The organism is Chryseobacterium sp. CH21 (assembly GCF_004119445.1).
In the GTDB taxonomy this organism is placed as follows: domain Bacteria; phylum Bacteroidota; class Bacteroidia; order Flavobacteriales; family Weeksellaceae; genus Chryseobacterium.
On record NZ_QICI01000067.1, the window covers coordinates 1 to 13,486 of the forward strand.

General features: G+C 36.8%; 18 protein-coding genes and 1 pseudogene. 12 read left to right on the forward strand and 7 right to left on the reverse strand.

Annotated elements, in window-relative coordinates; all coding sequences use genetic code 11:
* The first annotated feature begins 223 nt into the window (after positions 1 to 223).
* The 4 genes from BOQ62_RS14035 (at position 224) to pdeM (ending at position 4,121) form a co-directional block, all read left to right on the forward strand.
* Complete coding sequence (locus tag BOQ62_RS14035; RefSeq protein WP_129040437.1) at positions 224 to 2,674, forward strand: ligase-associated DNA damage response DEXH box helicase; 2,451 nt, start codon at positions 224 to 226, stop codon at positions 2,672 to 2,674.
* 146 nt (positions 2,675 to 2,820) lie between these two features.
* On the forward strand, positions 2,821 to 3,027 hold the full coding sequence (locus BOQ62_RS24100) for a histidine phosphatase family protein (RefSeq protein WP_317127381.1): 207 nt from the start codon (positions 2,821 to 2,823) through the stop codon (positions 3,025 to 3,027).
* A 5-nt stretch (positions 3,028 to 3,032) separates the two neighbouring features.
* Positions 3,033 to 3,428 (forward strand): 2,3-bisphosphoglycerate-dependent phosphoglycerate mutase, encoded by a 396-nt coding sequence (locus tag BOQ62_RS14040; RefSeq protein ID WP_317127382.1) that lies wholly within the window; start codon positions 3,033 to 3,035, stop codon positions 3,426 to 3,428.
* Between the two features lie 48 nt (positions 3,429 to 3,476).
* Positions 3,477 to 4,121, forward strand: a complete 645-nt coding sequence (gene pdeM / locus BOQ62_RS14045) for a ligase-associated DNA damage response endonuclease PdeM (RefSeq protein WP_228414145.1) — start codon at positions 3,477 to 3,479, stop codon at positions 4,119 to 4,121.
* A 126-nt stretch (positions 4,122 to 4,247) separates the two neighbouring features.
* Here pdeM and BOQ62_RS14050 read toward each other — a convergent pair whose 3' ends face one another.
* Positions 4,248 to 5,465 carry an MFS transporter gene (locus BOQ62_RS14050; protein WP_129040441.1) on the reverse strand — a complete coding sequence of 406 codons (1,218 nt, stop codon included), beginning with the start codon at positions 5,463 to 5,465 and terminating at the stop codon, positions 4,248 to 4,250.
* A gap of 149 nt (positions 5,466 to 5,614) precedes the next feature.
* Between BOQ62_RS14050 and BOQ62_RS14055 the strand changes: the two genes are divergently transcribed.
* The 4 genes from BOQ62_RS14055 (at position 5,615) to BOQ62_RS14070 (ending at position 7,390) form a co-directional block, all read left to right on the forward strand.
* Positions 5,615 to 6,205 carry a TetR/AcrR family transcriptional regulator gene (locus BOQ62_RS14055; RefSeq protein WP_129040443.1) on the forward strand — a complete coding sequence of 197 codons (591 nt, stop codon included), beginning with the start codon at positions 5,615 to 5,617 and terminating at the stop codon, positions 6,203 to 6,205.
* 68 nt (positions 6,206 to 6,273) lie between these two features.
* Complete coding sequence (locus BOQ62_RS14060; protein ID WP_129040445.1) at positions 6,274 to 6,732, forward strand: hypothetical protein; 459 nt, start codon at positions 6,274 to 6,276, stop codon at positions 6,730 to 6,732.
* A 2-nt stretch (positions 6,733 to 6,734) separates the two neighbouring features.
* Entirely contained in the window at positions 6,735 to 7,037 is a 303-nt protein-coding gene (locus tag BOQ62_RS14065; RefSeq protein ID WP_129040447.1) for a DUF3817 domain-containing protein, read from the forward strand.
* Complete coding sequence (locus BOQ62_RS14070; protein WP_129040449.1) at positions 7,034 to 7,390, forward strand: rhodanese-like domain-containing protein; 357 nt, start codon at positions 7,034 to 7,036, stop codon at positions 7,388 to 7,390. The genes BOQ62_RS14065 and BOQ62_RS14070 overlap by 4 nt, the downstream gene beginning before the upstream one ends.
* Positions 7,391 to 7,442: 52 nt before the next feature.
* Here the strand turns inward: BOQ62_RS14070 and BOQ62_RS14075 are convergent, their stop codons facing one another.
* From BOQ62_RS14075 to BOQ62_RS14085, 3 genes are all read right to left on the reverse strand, one after another.
* Positions 7,443 to 8,396, reverse strand: a complete 954-nt coding sequence (locus BOQ62_RS14075) for a nitrilase family protein (RefSeq protein WP_129040451.1) — start codon at positions 8,394 to 8,396, stop codon at positions 7,443 to 7,445.
* A 66-nt stretch (positions 8,397 to 8,462) separates the two neighbouring features.
* Positions 8,463 to 8,822 (reverse strand): helix-turn-helix transcriptional regulator, encoded by a 360-nt coding sequence (locus BOQ62_RS14080; protein WP_129040453.1) that lies wholly within the window; start codon positions 8,820 to 8,822, stop codon positions 8,463 to 8,465.
* On the reverse strand, positions 8,819 to 9,259 hold the full coding sequence (locus BOQ62_RS14085; RefSeq protein ID WP_129040455.1) for a DUF6597 domain-containing transcriptional factor: 441 nt from the start codon (positions 9,257 to 9,259) through the stop codon (positions 8,819 to 8,821). Before BOQ62_RS14085 ends, BOQ62_RS14080 begins: the two co-directional genes overlap by 4 nt.
* A gap of 249 nt (positions 9,260 to 9,508) precedes the next feature.
* Between BOQ62_RS14085 and BOQ62_RS14090 the strand changes: the two genes are divergently transcribed.
* Complete coding sequence (locus tag BOQ62_RS14090; protein ID WP_129040457.1) at positions 9,509 to 10,015, forward strand: pyridoxamine 5'-phosphate oxidase family protein; 507 nt, start codon at positions 9,509 to 9,511, stop codon at positions 10,013 to 10,015.
* Positions 10,016 to 10,217: 202 nt separating this feature from the next.
* On the opposite strand, the pseudogene BOQ62_RS14095 reads toward BOQ62_RS14090, so the two are convergent.
* From BOQ62_RS14095 to BOQ62_RS14105, 3 genes and pseudogenes are all read right to left on the reverse strand, one after another.
* A pseudogene (locus tag BOQ62_RS14095) lies at positions 10,218 to 10,450 on the reverse strand (thioredoxin family protein).
* Positions 10,451 to 10,458: 8 nt separating this feature from the next.
* The gene (locus BOQ62_RS14100; RefSeq protein WP_129040459.1) at positions 10,459 to 11,343 is read right to left on the reverse strand and encodes a dihydrodipicolinate synthase family protein; all 885 of its coding nucleotides are present in this window, start codon (positions 11,341 to 11,343) and stop codon (positions 10,459 to 10,461) included.
* A 145-nt stretch (positions 11,344 to 11,488) separates the two neighbouring features.
* Positions 11,489 to 11,944, reverse strand: coding sequence for a cupin domain-containing protein (locus BOQ62_RS14105; protein WP_034698222.1), 456 nt, complete (start codon positions 11,942 to 11,944; stop codon positions 11,489 to 11,491).
* Between the two features lie 119 nt (positions 11,945 to 12,063).
* Here BOQ62_RS14105 and BOQ62_RS23350 point away from each other — a divergent pair, with 119 nt between their 5' ends.
* The 3 genes from BOQ62_RS23350 to BOQ62_RS23360 are packed head-to-tail and all read left to right on the forward strand — an operon-like array spanning position 12,064 to position 13,474.
* Complete coding sequence (locus BOQ62_RS23350; RefSeq protein WP_228414147.1) at positions 12,064 to 12,360, forward strand: GntR family transcriptional regulator; 297 nt, start codon at positions 12,064 to 12,066, stop codon at positions 12,358 to 12,360.
* Positions 12,360 to 13,079, forward strand: coding sequence for a PLP-dependent aminotransferase family protein (locus BOQ62_RS23355; RefSeq protein ID WP_228414149.1), 720 nt, complete (start codon positions 12,360 to 12,362; stop codon positions 13,077 to 13,079). The genes BOQ62_RS23350 and BOQ62_RS23355 overlap by 1 nt, the downstream gene beginning before the upstream one ends.
* 32 nt (positions 13,080 to 13,111) lie before the next feature.
* Positions 13,112 to 13,474 (forward strand): hypothetical protein, encoded by a 363-nt coding sequence (locus tag BOQ62_RS23360; protein WP_228414151.1) that lies wholly within the window; start codon positions 13,112 to 13,114, stop codon positions 13,472 to 13,474.
* Positions 13,475 to 13,486: the final 12 nt, after the last annotated feature.

Sequence of the window (13,486 nt, forward strand, 5' to 3'; positions counted from 1 at the left end):
ACCTTTGGCGCTTAATGATTCACCCTGTTTCTTGTGGATTAATTAATACTATAAAGTTAATTTACGTAATTCAAAAAACTTTATAATACAAACTAAAGGGCACTTCGTTCAGCGATAATAAAATATGAACTTTGGTAAGTGAAACACTCTTGCGACCGAAAATAGAACGTAATCATATAAAATCTTAGCGCCTTTTGCGTTAAAAATCTAAATCAACTATAAATTGGCAACTTTCGAACATACCAACGGATTAAAGATCATTCAGCAATGGATGACCGATAAAGGTATTGTCCCTTTCAAATTTCAGCTCGAAACCTGGAAGAAATTTGGGAACGGATACAGCGGAATGGTCGTTGCTCCGACAGGCTTTGGCAAGACTTTTTCTGTTTTTTTGGCTTTAATTTCAGATTTTCTGAATCATCCTGAACAATATAAAAAAGGGCTGAAAATGATCTGGATAACGCCTCTCCGGTCTCTGTCCAAAGATATTGCAAAAGCAATGCAGGAAGCCATTGATGAAATAGGACTCGACTGGGCTGTAGGCGTCAGAAATGGCGATACAGATCCAAAAGTAAGACAACAGCAGGTAAAAAAGATGCCTGAAATCCTCGTAGTAACTCCTGAAAGTCTCCATTTACTACTGGCTCAGAAAAATAATGAAACATTTTTCAGAGATATGAAATGTGTAGCCGTGGACGAATGGCATGAATTACTGGGTTCAAAGCGTGGTGTCATGGTAGAACTCGGGATTTCACAGCTTAGAAAATATGTTCCGAAAATTAAAATCTGGGGAATTACCGCAACCATCGGAAATCTGGATGAAGCTATGGAAGTGCTTATTCCCTACGATATTAAAAAAACAAAAATTACAGCCAAAGAGCATAAAAAGATAGATATTCTCCCGGTTTTTCCAGACGAAATCGAGATATTACCCTGGGCAGGACACCTTGGAAACAAGCTTGCAGATAAAGTAGTTCCGATTATATTGGAATCAAAATCTACCATTATATTCACCAATACCAGAAGCCAGAGCGAAATGTGGTATCAGCTTTTACTGGATGCTTACCCTGATTTTGCAGGTCAGATTGCCATCCACCACAGTTCTATTGATGCTCATTTAAGAATCTGGATTGAAGAAAATTTAAGCTCCGGAAAGTTGAAAGCTGTAGTTTCTACATCATCTCTCGACCTTGGAATAGATTTTAAACCTGTTGACACGGTTATTCAGGTTGGATCTGCCAAAGGTGTTGCCCGTTTTCTTCAAAGAGCAGGACGAAGCGGCCACTCCCCTTTTGAAACCTCCAAAATCTACTGTGTTCCTACTCATTCTCTGGAACTAATTGAAGTTTCAGCTTTAAAAGAAGCTGTAAAACAAAAGGTTGTTGAGCCCAGAGAGCCACAGGTTTTATGTTTCGATGTGCTGGTTCAGTTTATGATGACATTGGCGGTTGGGGACGGTTTTTACCCTGATGAACTGTACGAAAGAATAAAAAAAGTATATGCTTTTCAGGAAATGCTGGATGAAGAATGGAAAAGCATCCTGGAATTCCTTACCATTGGCGGCAGCGTGTTGAAAAGCTATGAAGAATTTCATAAAATCGTCATCATGGAAGACGGTCTTTATAAAGTAACTTCAAGAAAAATAGCCATGCTTCACCGGATGAATATGGGGGTTATTGTAAGTGATGCTATGCTGAAGGTAAAATTTATTTCCGGAGGTTACATCGGAATGATTGAAGAATATTTTATTTCAAAACTTAAAAAAGAAGAAAAATTTATTCTGGCCGGACGTACATTGGAGGTCGTGATCATCAAAGATATGACAGTGTATGTAAGAGCAGCCAAAGGAAGAGCTTTGGTTCCTAGTTATCTTGGCGGAAGACTTCCTTTGAGTTCCAATCTGGGACATTTTCTGAGAGAAAAACTTTCTCATGCATTAAGTCCTAAAGCTTCGGAAAAAGAACTTAAATTTCTGCATCCTCTCCTGATCAATCAGGAAAAAAACTCTCATATTCCCAAAAAAGATGAATTTTTGGTTGAAATGATCAAAAACCGTGAAGGCTATCACTTGTTTATGTATCCTTTCGAAGGACGTCTGGTACACGAAGTAATGGCGGCTTTAATTGCCTATCGAATCTCAAAACTTGCCCCAATCACCTTTTCTATGGCGATGAATGATTATGGATTTGAATTGTTTAGTGATAAAGAAATCCCATTAAATGAAGATAATCTACAGCAGATTTTAACCAGAGATAATCTGATGAATGATGTGATCGCAAGTATCAATTCTGCCGAAATGGCAAGGAGGAAATTTAGAGATATTGCTGTGATTTCAGGAATGGTGATTCAAAATTATGCAGGACAGCAGCGTTCTAACAAATCTTTACAAAGCTCTGCCGGATTAATTTTTAAAGTACTGGAAGACCATGATCCCAATCATTTTTTAATAAAACAGGCGTATACAGAAGTCTTTAATATGCAGCTACAGGAACAACGATTGGTAGAAGCTTTTAAAAGGATTGAAAAATCTGAAATTATTTTAAAACATTCCCGTTCTTTTACCCCGCTAAGTTTCCCAATTAAAGTAGACAGTTTACGACAAACGCTTTCAAGTGAAGGACTGGATGCAAGGATTAAAAGAATGCTGAAACTGTCTGATATAAGTGATCTTTGACTACTGAGCCGACATTTTCTTTAATAAATTTACTTCTATTCTTAATCTTATTCATAGCCTAATATTCTAAGTTAAAATTCTTGATAATTTTAAATAATCATCATAACTTAGAGTATACCTTCTTAGAAGTTTAAATAAAATTTAAAATGGAAAAATTGTTCTTAGTCCGCCACGGACAGTCACTCTGGAATCTTGAAAACAGATTTACAGGGTGGAAAGATATCGATATAACTGAAGCCGGCATTGAAGAAGCAAAAAAAGCAGGTCTTGCTTTAAAAGGAGAAAGAATAGATATAGCATTTACTTCTGCATTGATCAGATCAGAGCACAGCATACCTTATCCATCATCCTGAACGAAATAGGAAATCCAAATATCCCCGTCATCAGAGACAAAGCATTAAACGAACGTTCTTACGGGAATCTGGAAGGACTCAACAAAGCAGAAACCGCTCTGAAATATGGTGACGAACAGGTTCATACCTGGCGCAGATCATTTGATGTGGTTCCGCCGGGTGGAGAAAGTCTTAAAGACACTTATAATAGAGTGATTCCTTATTTTGAAAGCCAGATAAGACCTTTACTGAAACAGGGTGAAAATGTCCTGATTGTCGCTCACGGAAACAGCCTTCGTGCCCTCATTATGTATCTGGAACATCTTTCTCCGGAAGAAATTCTAGAAAGAGAGATTGCTACAGGTTTTCCTCTGACCTATGTTTTTGATGAAAAATTTCATGTAAGCCGGAAGGTTGGCTAAATATGATCTAAATAGTTTAATTTTAAACATTCATTTTCAATCTATCAAGTGTTTATAGCAACTAAAGATATTTCAATTCAAAACGAAACTTTCACTCTGACCAATCAGCGGGCGGCATTCTGGCAAAAAGAAAAAGCCTTGATTCTTTCCGACCTGCATATCGGGAAAACCGCTCATTTCCGGAAAAACGGAATTGCACTGGCTAATCATATTATGAAAAGTGATCTGGAAAGATTATCAGCGCTGATTGAATATTTTCAGCCTGAAAAATTCATTGTGGTTGGAGATTTACTTCATGCCGGAGACAATTCTGATGTAGATGAATTCTGCACATGGAAAAACCAATATCCTGATGTTCAGTTTTATCTGATTGAAGGAAACCATGACCGTATTTCGAAAACATTGGAGGAAAAATTATGCTTTAATCACAAAGCTGAATACTTTGAAGTGAATGGTATTACTTTTATTCATGATTTTGACACAACAAGATCCGGATTTCAAATTACCGGACATATTCACCCTGGAATTGTGCTGAATTCTGCCGTGAAAAATATCAGGCTTCCCTGCTTTGCGCTTAGCAGCAATCAGTTATTATTACCCGCTTTCAGTGAATTTACAGGGCTGGATACGAAAAACCTGCCTAAGAAAAGCACTTTTTTTGTCTTTACAGATGTCGAGATTTATGAAATCTGAGATAATCTAAGGTGTTAACTTCAGCGGATTTTACATGGAAAAATAGCATAATAAATAAAAAACATATCTTGTAAGTAAGAATCCCTGTCAAGGTTATGAACCTTGACAGGAATCATGAGTAAAATTTTAATTTTTCTTGCTTAAACGAATACTGTAAACTGTAATAAGAACAGTAACCAATAGGAATAAAGCACCTATCCATGGCGTACTTGCCAGACCTAGAGAAGAGGTAACAATTATTCCTCCAGCATAAGATCCGATCGCAATACCAATATTAAATGCGGCAATATTAATCCCCGAAGCAACATCTTCAGTCCCGGGAAGTTCTTTTTCTGCAATCTGTACTACCAATAGCTGAAGTCCCGGAACAGAAGCAAATGAAAGAGCTCCTAAAAGGAAAAGGGTAATAATACTTAAAACAGGGCTGTTTACGGTGAAATAAAATGCAAGCAATACTAGCCCCTGTCCTGCAAACATCCATAGAAGGGCCTTCAGAGGATTTTTATTGGCTACTTTCCCACCAATCAGATTTCCTAAGGCAATGGCAATTCCATAAATCAAAAGAATAAAAGTGACTGTTGACTCATGAAAACCAGTAATTTTCTGCAAAATAGGCGACAGATAGGTAAACACCACAAATGTTCCCCCATATCCCATTGCAGTCATTAAAAAGGCAAAAATCAAACGTCTGTTCCCTAATACTTTAAACTGACTTTTTATAGAAGCTGTTTTTCCATTTTTCAGGTTGTTGGGAACCAATAATAAACTGGCAATAAGCCCAATAATTCCAAGGATTGAAACACCTATAAAAGTTGCTCTCCACCCGAAATGCTGTCCTATAAATGTTCCCAAAGGAACTCCTGTTACTATTGCAAGCGTTAGTCCCGCAAACATAATAGAAATTGCGGTTGCTCTTTTCTCTTCAGGAACCAACGAAGCTGCAATAGTAGAGCCTATGGAAAAATAAATCCCGTGGGCCAGTCCTGTAAGTATTCTTGCCAGAACTAGTGTTATGAAGCTGGGGGCTATAGATGCCAGTCCGTTTCCGATAACAAATAGCATCATAATGGAAACCAAAAGCATTTTTCGTGGAACTTTTCCTGTTAACGCCGTTAATATCGGTGCCCCTATCGCCACTCCGATTGCGTAAAGACTAACCAGCAGCCCTGCTGAAGGAATTGTGATTCCTAGGTCTGAGGCTACGGTAGGAAGAAGACCTACAATAACAAATTCTGTAGTTCCTATTCCAAAGGCACTTATCGTTAGTGCCCAAAGCGCAGCAGGAAGCCCTTTTTTAGCAGTCTGTGCTGCAGTATTGATCTGTATTTCTTTTTGAAAATTCATTGTCTTGTATTTTGTTGATATTGACAAGGCAAATTTCCGACGAATTACTGTATTATAAAAATTATTTAAATTGTAACAAACTATCATAATAATGATAGTTTTATTTTACATTTAAAATGTGTTCCTTTGCACAATAATCATCAGTTTTAATGAAGAAATCAGAAGCAACCCGCCTTACTATTCTCCAGAAAGCGTTCGAATTGATCTATGTGAAAGGTTTTCAGACCACAAGCATTGATGAAATTATTGCAACGACTCAGGTGACCAAAGGTGCTTTCTATTATCATTTTAAAACCAAGGATGAAATGGGACTGGCTATTATTACAGATCTGATGAAACCCAACTTCAGAAAAACTTTCATTGATTCTCTTCAAAACAGCCAGAATCCTTTAGATAGTATTTATGATATCATGTACCATCTCCTGATAGAGAATGACTTTTTAAAAGTAGAATATGGCTGCCCTACCTCCAATTTTGTGCAGCAAATGGCACCGTGGCATCATGCTTTTACTCAGGCTTTACATGATCTTTCAAAAGAATGGGAACAGGCTCTTGCAGAAAGTATTGAAAAGGGTAAACAAGCTGGATTAATTAAGAAAGAAGTCAGTGCAAAAGAAGTGAGCGTTTTTGTCATTTCAGGCTATTGGGGAGTGAGAAATCTGGGTAAATTAGAAAATTCAAAAGAAGTATATCTCACTTATTTAAAAGGACTTAAATCTTATTTAACCACACTTCAATAATTTTTTCTCAAAAAACATACTAATTAGTATGTTTTTGTTTTACCTTTGCTGTATTCAAAAAATAAACAATGTATCAAACCCTTACATTTTTACATTCACTCACCCGATGGCTGGTTCTAATAAGCTTGATTTATTCAATTTACCGTTCTTTTAAAGGCTATTTTGAAGAAAGAAAATTTACAGGAACGGATAATGCTATAAGACACTGGACGGCTACTATAGCTCACATCCAACTGATCATAGGAATGATATTCTATTTTAAAAGCCCGGTGATTCAATACTTCTGGAAGAATTTTAACCAAGCCAAAGATTCTTTTGAGCATCTATTTTTCGGAATGATTCATATTTCACTGATGATTACAGCAATTATTATCATTACCATTGGCTCCGCTTTAGCCAAAAGAAAACCTTCAGATAAAGAAAAATTCAAAACGATGGGGATCTGGTTTTCTATTGCGTTGATTATTATTTTCATTGCTATTCCGTGGCCTTTCTCACCATTTGCAAACAGACCTTATTTCAGATAATTATGATAGATTTATTTAAAACAAAGATCGGCCGGCTGAGAGTTCTGGCTATTTTGGAAGGAATTTCATTACTGACCTTGGTATTTATTGCTGTACCAATGAAATACTGGATGGACAATCCTTTATGGGTAAGACTTATTGGTCCCGTTCACGGAACATTATTTTTGCTTTTCCTGTTCAATACACTGAGCGTTGGCGTGGAACAGAACTGGAAGTTTAAAGAAATAACATGGAAAGTGATTTTGGCCTGCTTTATTCCGTTTGGAACTTTTTACATTGACAAAAAAATTCTGAGCAAGCTATGAAGAGTATTCTCTTATTCTGCGCAATAGCTCTTATTGTATATATACTGTACCGGGTTTACCGATTCCAGACCTTAGATAACGGTTTACCGGAACTCATCAAAAAAGGAGCTATCATTCTTGATGTGAGAACAGAAAAAGAATATGAAACAGGACATATAGAAGGCGCTGTCAATATTTCATTAGGAACAATCAGAGAGCGTTATATAGAATTAGATCCAGAGAAAACGTATATCACAGTGTGTTCTCACGGCCTCAGAAGTGTAAAAGCCGAGAATATCCTGAAAGAAAGAGGTTTCAGAAATATCTACAACGGAGGTGCGTGGACTGACCTGCAGAAAACAATCCAACCATAAAAAGAAATAATGAATCTCTCCTGATTGGCCTTTACAGAAGAGATTCAATTTTTTAAACTGTTTTATCGTCCAGCCATACTACCTTTTGTTCTGACGAATGTTCCTGTCCAATGATAGCTCCGTATAATTCAGGTCTTCGTGCTTTAATATATCGATACCCTCCTGCCTGAGTAAGCTTTTCAGAAGTAAAGACAGCCAATTCAAAACTGTCTTCCCAAGAACGGCATTCTGCAATCACATCTCCAAAAGGATCAATAATCATAGAACATCCGTTTTTCAATTGGTCATCATCCATTCCTACAGGATTTGAAAAAACAATATAAGCTCCGTTATCATACGCTCTTGAAGGAAGCCACTTCATCAGCCAGTCTCTGCCTTTCATTCCCTCAAATTCCAGACGTAAAGAAGTAGGATCCGCAACTCTATTTTCCCAAAGCTGAGGATCCACAAAACCTGCTCCAGGTCTTGTAGAAGGGGTGCACATGGTAACATGAGGCATGAAAATAATTTCCGCACCCAAAAGTCTTGTAGCTCTCACATTTTCAATGATGTTGTTATCATAGCAGATAAGTATTCCACACTTCCAGCCCATAATATCAAATACGCAGTACTGATTGCCTGAAGTAAGATTCGGATTAATAAAAGGATGTAATTTTCTGTATTTCGCCTTCAGTCCGGTTTTATCAACACATACATAAGCTTTGAAAAGGTAATCATGTTCATCTTTTTCAAACAAACCAGCTAAGATGGTGATATTATGTTTCGTGGCAATCTGCTGTAATTTTTGAATGCTATCCCCTTCCGGAATAAGCTCAGCAATATCAGTCAGCTGTTCTCTGGAAAGTTTTCGGGCAAAAGTGTAGCCTGTAATGGAACATTCATGGAAAGCAATCACATGGGATCCTTTGGATGCTGCTTCACCAGCTAGTTTTTCAATAACAGATAGGTTATAGGCTTTGTCTCCACTTTTGTTTTCAAACTGTGCGGTTGCAATTGTAATATTCATTGATTTTTTTAAGCAAAACTAGTCGGTGTGAATTATGAAAAATTGTATAAAACCGACATTTCTGTTTTACAGTTCAATGAAATTAACAGCCAATCTATTTTCAGTATTCAGATATTGTTTGGGAGTAATCCCAATATTGCTTTTAAACTCTCTGATAAGGTGCGACTGGTCAGAATATCCTGCGTCATAGGAAAGCATAGTCATATTTTTATGATCAGTTCCAGTATTCATAAGACTTAAAAAGTAATGAAGACGGATAATGTTTCCATATTTTTTAGGAGAAATTCCCATATGGTATTCAAACTTTCGCTCTAAATGACGCTCCGAATAACCTGTAAAGTGCTGCAAGTCTTTGGAAGATACTACTCCTTTATTTTGAAGAAGATATAGTTGTGTGGCTGCCATAACATGATGATCCACACTCATTTTTTCCGATAAAAAATGGGTGAAAAAATATTCAGATCATTAATTATGGTCAATGGATTCACTTTATTAAACAATTTCTCCTGAAATATTTCCATTCTATTTTTCAATACATCTTCTACAGAAATTATCTGATTCCGAATGTCTTTTGCGGAAGTTTTTAAAAGAATATTCATAAAATAAGGTTGAAAAACAACCGCAATCAGGGAAAATTTACCTTTTGAGAAAAAATCTTTGTATCTGTTCAAGGTGCCATAGAAAAAGGAAAGCGGCATCCGATCTTGCGAAATATCTGCATACAGATTCATATCTCCTGATAGTATCAATCCGGAACTCCCATCAGTAAAGAGCCTTAAACTTCTCATATCTTCTCCGGAATTTTCCAAAAAGATATAATGCCTGATATAAGGAGCTAAATGCTTAGGAGGGGAAATCTGCATCCATCAAATTTACGTAAAAGTTATGGGCAGAAAAAGGTAAGATTTAAAATTAAACATTTAAATTTTATGTTCGATAAAATCTTTGCGTCCTAAAAAGCATTAGCCTTATTAAACCTTTAACGTCTTTTCTTTTTCCAACCAATATTCTTCAGTTTTTAAAAAGAAATCAACTCTAGGTACCACAATTTTTTCCCTTTTGGTCAGGTATTTGAATATTTTACTACTTACCAATCACTAAAATATAGTAGTATGTCAACACAAAATCTTACCCATCTTGAAGCAATCAAAAAGATCAAAGAACTGTCAGAAAAAGCCCGAATATGTATGTTCTGTACAGAATTGGAAACCACTCCTATCAATTCAAGACCAATGACATTGCAGGAAACGGACGATAGTGGAAATCTTTGGTTTATCAGCAGTGGAACCAGCAATAAGAATTTTGAAATAAAAGAAGACCGGAGAGTACAGCTGTTTTTCATGAACAACAGTGATTCTCAATATCTTTCAGTTTATGGAACAGTTTCTGTTTATAAAGATAAAGCAACTATAGAAGAAAAATGGTCTCCTTTGGCTAAAGCCTGGTTTGACGGAAAGGATGATCCCAATGTTACCATTATCCGTGTTGAGCCAAAAGAAACTTATTACTGGGATACCAAAGCAGGAAAACTGGTCAGCCTCTTTAGTTTTGTAGCTTCTGCCATAACAGGGCATAAAACCAATAATTCTGATGGCGTAGAAGGAAATGCTATCATTTAGATCGTTCAAAATAGGCAACAATTTCTCTCGCAGGTTTTGTAAATTAAGCATATCTATCCATAATGATGTATATAACTTGTGTGGTCTGTGAGAGATAAATTTGCAGCATTAAATTTTATCGGAGATAAAATCCGCCTTTACGTTTTAAATAATAAAAACGGCTCAAAAAAAATTGAGCCGTTTATACAAGACTAATGATCTTCTAACCTTTCACATCCTCCATAGACGCTCCAAAATTAATATGAAGAACATTCCCGTTAGGAGTTACTAAAGCAGGCACAGATTTTACACCTGCCTTTTCAGCTTCTTCAATTCTGCTTTTGTCGTTACCCAAATGGATAATTTCAACGCTTTCCGAACCTATAAGAGCAACATGTCATGTTCTGCGCTAATACATACAGGGCATCCTGCATGATAAAAAATGGACTTTTTCATATGATTGACTAATTAATAAGGGTTTTAATAATATTTTTTAATTCTTCTGTTTCTTTTTCGTGTAAAGGTTTTAAAGGGCTTCTCAAATTCCCGCCGTCTTCACCAAGAATATTCAGTCCTGATTTCACAGCTCTTGGCAATCCTTTGTTCACAATAAATTTTAAAAGGTCAAACTGTTGATAGAAAATCATTTTTGCTTTTTCAAGATCACCTTCCTCAACAGCATTGTAAAGACTGATATTCAGTTCAGGAATAAGGTTTGGAGCCGCTGTACACCATCCTCTTGCTCCTGCTGAAAATGCAGCCAGAGCCAAAGGATTTGAGCCATTATAAAAAGCCACTTCCTCTCCCAATTCTCTTCTCAGATAATGCATTCTCTGAATATCTCCTGTACTTTCTTTGATCATGGTTACATTAGGGATTTCAAGCAGTCTTTTCAACAGAGCGGGTGACATATCTACTCCACTTGTTGCCGGATTATTGTAAGCCATAATCGGGATGGAAATCTTATTGGCCACAGCATCATAATGTGTTACAATTTCATCATCAGTAAGCTTCCAGTAGCTCATGGGAATAATCATCACCGCATCTGCTCCTGCTTTTTCTGCAAACTGGGCATGATGGATCGTTTTATCTGTCGTAAGGTTAGAAACCCCTACCAATGTTGGAATCCTGCCTTTTACCTGCTGTAAAGTGGCTTCTGTAACTTCTTCTTTTTCTTCATCAGACAGGTAAGGCATTACTCCTGTACTTCCCAATGGAGCAATACCATGGCTTCCGGAGGTAATCAGCCTTTCTACCAAATGCTTGAAAAGAGGAATATCCACTTTTTCATTTATATCAAAAGGGGTTATGGGATAGGCAATAATCCCTTTAAATGGTACATTTTTCATGTGTTGTTTGTTTAAAAGATTATTTTTAAACCATTCAGAAAGAATAAGTTGTTAAGAGTATTAAGTATAGTTTCGCTTTTAAAAAATCATATCCGATATCAATCCAATTAAAAACTACTCGCTTTAATGGTTTAAACTCTTGATACTAAAGGTCTCTTCCTTCTTCTTCTCTCAAAGCAACTCCTAAGTTCTGCAATTGAGGGGCATTTTCGCAGGCGATATATTTGGCAGGCTCCGTATCGCTCAGGTTTTGATGTTTGTGCCAGGCCCAGGAAGGAATATATACAGCATCTCCTGCTTCCCAATGCACTCTTTCATCTTCTACTTCTGTCCAGCCTTTTCCTTCAATAACAAATAATACTGTCTCATACGTATGGCGGTGTCTGTTGGTTTGCTGTCCCGGGGTAAGCCCTCCAATTGTCATACTGACATTCTTACTCGGAAGATCTACAAAGAAAACCGGATGCTTTCTTTCTGTTGAAAATTGGTTGTGCTCTCCTGCATTCTCTACATTTTTATGAATCAAATGACTTGGTTTTACATACTTCGGTCTTGCAAAAGTTTCGTGGAAGTCTTTAGAACTGAATTGTTTCTTATCCATGATTTTAAAATTATTATGGTTTTGTGCTTTATTGTATGACAAAATTATTTTATATTTGGACTGTTTAAATGATTCAGTTTTTACATAAATAGATAGTCCAGATGTTGCGCCCTTGGAAATTGGAATTAGAAATTGATAAAAAGCTTGATAAAGCAGTTTATCTACAGATTGCAGATACCATTATTACAGATATCCGTTCAGGAAGATTAAAATCCGGAGATGCACTTCCCGGAAGCCGAAACCTTGCCCAAACTTTGAAAATCAACAGGAATACCGTTGTAGAAGCCTATCAGGTGCTCATCAATGAAGAATGGGTGATTTCCAGAGAAAGGAAAGGAATTTTTGTATCGGAAAGACTCCCTTTTTTGCATGAAAAAATACGGATATACTCCATGATTCTTATAACCAACAGGTAATGCCTAACGGACTTTTAATCAATTTCGATGATGGGCATCCTGACAGTAAAATTGCCCCTGTAAATGAGCTGGCTAGAGCTTACAGGCAAATCTTCAGTATCAAAGCAAAATGGCAGATGATGGGCTATGGAGATGAACACGGCGATATAGAATTCAGAAAAATGATTTCTCAAATGCTCAACCATCAGCGTGGAATGCATATTCATGAAAATGAAATTTCTATTACCCGAGGCAGCCAGATGGGGATGTTTCTGACCGCTCAGAGTCTTTTAAGCTCCGGAGACCATATTATTGTAGAAGATCCCGGATATCAGCCTGCCTGGCAAGCCTTTCAATACGCTGGAGCACAACTTTTGCCCGCGCCCTTAGATCAGGAAGGAATCAGTATTGAAGCTGTTGAAAAACTTTTAAAACAACATCAGAATATAAAAGCGATCTACATTACTCCTCACAGGCAATACCCTACTACCGTTACTTTGAGCTTATCAAGAAGATTAAAACTGATTGAACTGTCAAACCTGTACAATATGACCATTATTGAAGATGATTATGATAATGAGTTTCATTTCGGGTATCGCCCTATTCTCCCTATTTCAAGCTTTCCCGAACTGCACAATTATGTGTATATCGGAACATTGAGTAAGGTGGTAGCGCCCGCTTTGAGAATCGGTTATCTGGCAACCAAAAATCAGGAACTCCTGAAAAAATTGGTAATCTGAGAAAGATTATTGATGTACATGGAGATGTGATTATGGAGCAGGCAGTTCTTCAATTGATTAAAGAAGGAGCTGTAAAAAAGCATATCAGAAAAGCAACTGTTCATTACAAGAACAAAAGAGATTTCGTTTTTGAACTGTTGAAAAAGCATATGAAAGATCTTGCAGATTTTACACTGCCTGAAGGAGGTCTTGCTTTTTGGATTGTTCCTAAAGTACAATTGGATTGGGACGTGGTAACAGCTTTATTATTAGAAAAAAACATTAAGATTATTCATCCTAAACAATACAGTCAAAATAAGGTGAATGGGTTCAGATTAAGCTATGGAGCCCTATCTGAGGAACAGCTGGAACAAAGTATCCCATTGATTGCTGAGATTTTTTCTAAATTTTTCTAATCCTTTTTCGAA

Excerpts from the sequence above, each read along its gene's own strand:
- BOQ62_RS14070 (WP_129040449.1), top strand. The coding sequence starts at position 7,034 with ATGAAGAGTATTCTCTTATTCTGCGCAATAGCTCTTATTGTATATATA.
- BOQ62_RS14065 (WP_129040447.1), top strand. The coding sequence starts at position 6,735 with ATGATAGATTTATTTAAAACAAAGATCGGCCGGCTGAGAGTTCTGGCT.
- BOQ62_RS14060 (WP_129040445.1), top strand. The coding sequence starts at position 6,274 with ATGTATCAAACCCTTACATTTTTACATTCACTCACCCGATGGCTGGTT.
- BOQ62_RS14075 (WP_129040451.1), bottom strand. The coding sequence starts at position 8,396 with ATGAATATTACAATTGCAACCGCACAGTTTGAAAACAAAAGTGGAGAC.
- BOQ62_RS23355 (WP_228414149.1), top strand. The coding sequence starts at position 12,360 with ATGCCTAACGGACTTTTAATCAATTTCGATGATGGGCATCCTGACAGT.
- BOQ62_RS14100 (WP_129040459.1), bottom strand. The coding sequence starts at position 11,343 with ATGAAAAATGTACCATTTAAAGGGATTATTGCCTATCCCATAACCCCT.
- BOQ62_RS14090 (WP_129040457.1), top strand. The coding sequence starts at position 9,509 with ATGTCAACACAAAATCTTACCCATCTTGAAGCAATCAAAAAGATCAAA.
- BOQ62_RS24100 (WP_317127381.1), top strand. The coding sequence starts at position 2,821 with ATGGAAAAATTGTTCTTAGTCCGCCACGGACAGTCACTCTGGAATCTT.
- BOQ62_RS14055 (WP_129040443.1), top strand. The coding sequence starts at position 5,615 with ATGAAGAAATCAGAAGCAACCCGCCTTACTATTCTCCAGAAAGCGTTC.
- BOQ62_RS14080 (WP_129040453.1), bottom strand. The coding sequence starts at position 8,822 with ATGAGTGTGGATCATCATGTTATGGCAGCCACACAACTATATCTTCTT.
- BOQ62_RS23360 (WP_228414151.1), top strand. The coding sequence starts at position 13,112 with ATGGAGCAGGCAGTTCTTCAATTGATTAAAGAAGGAGCTGTAAAAAAG.
- BOQ62_RS14105 (WP_034698222.1), bottom strand. The coding sequence starts at position 11,944 with ATGGATAAGAAACAATTCAGTTCTAAAGACTTCCACGAAACTTTTGCA.
- BOQ62_RS14050 (WP_129040441.1), bottom strand. The coding sequence starts at position 5,465 with ATGAATTTTCAAAAAGAAATACAGATCAATACTGCAGCACAGACTGCT.
- BOQ62_RS14085 (WP_129040455.1), bottom strand. The coding sequence starts at position 9,259 with ATGCAGATTTCCCCTCCTAAGCATTTAGCTCCTTATATCAGGCATTAT.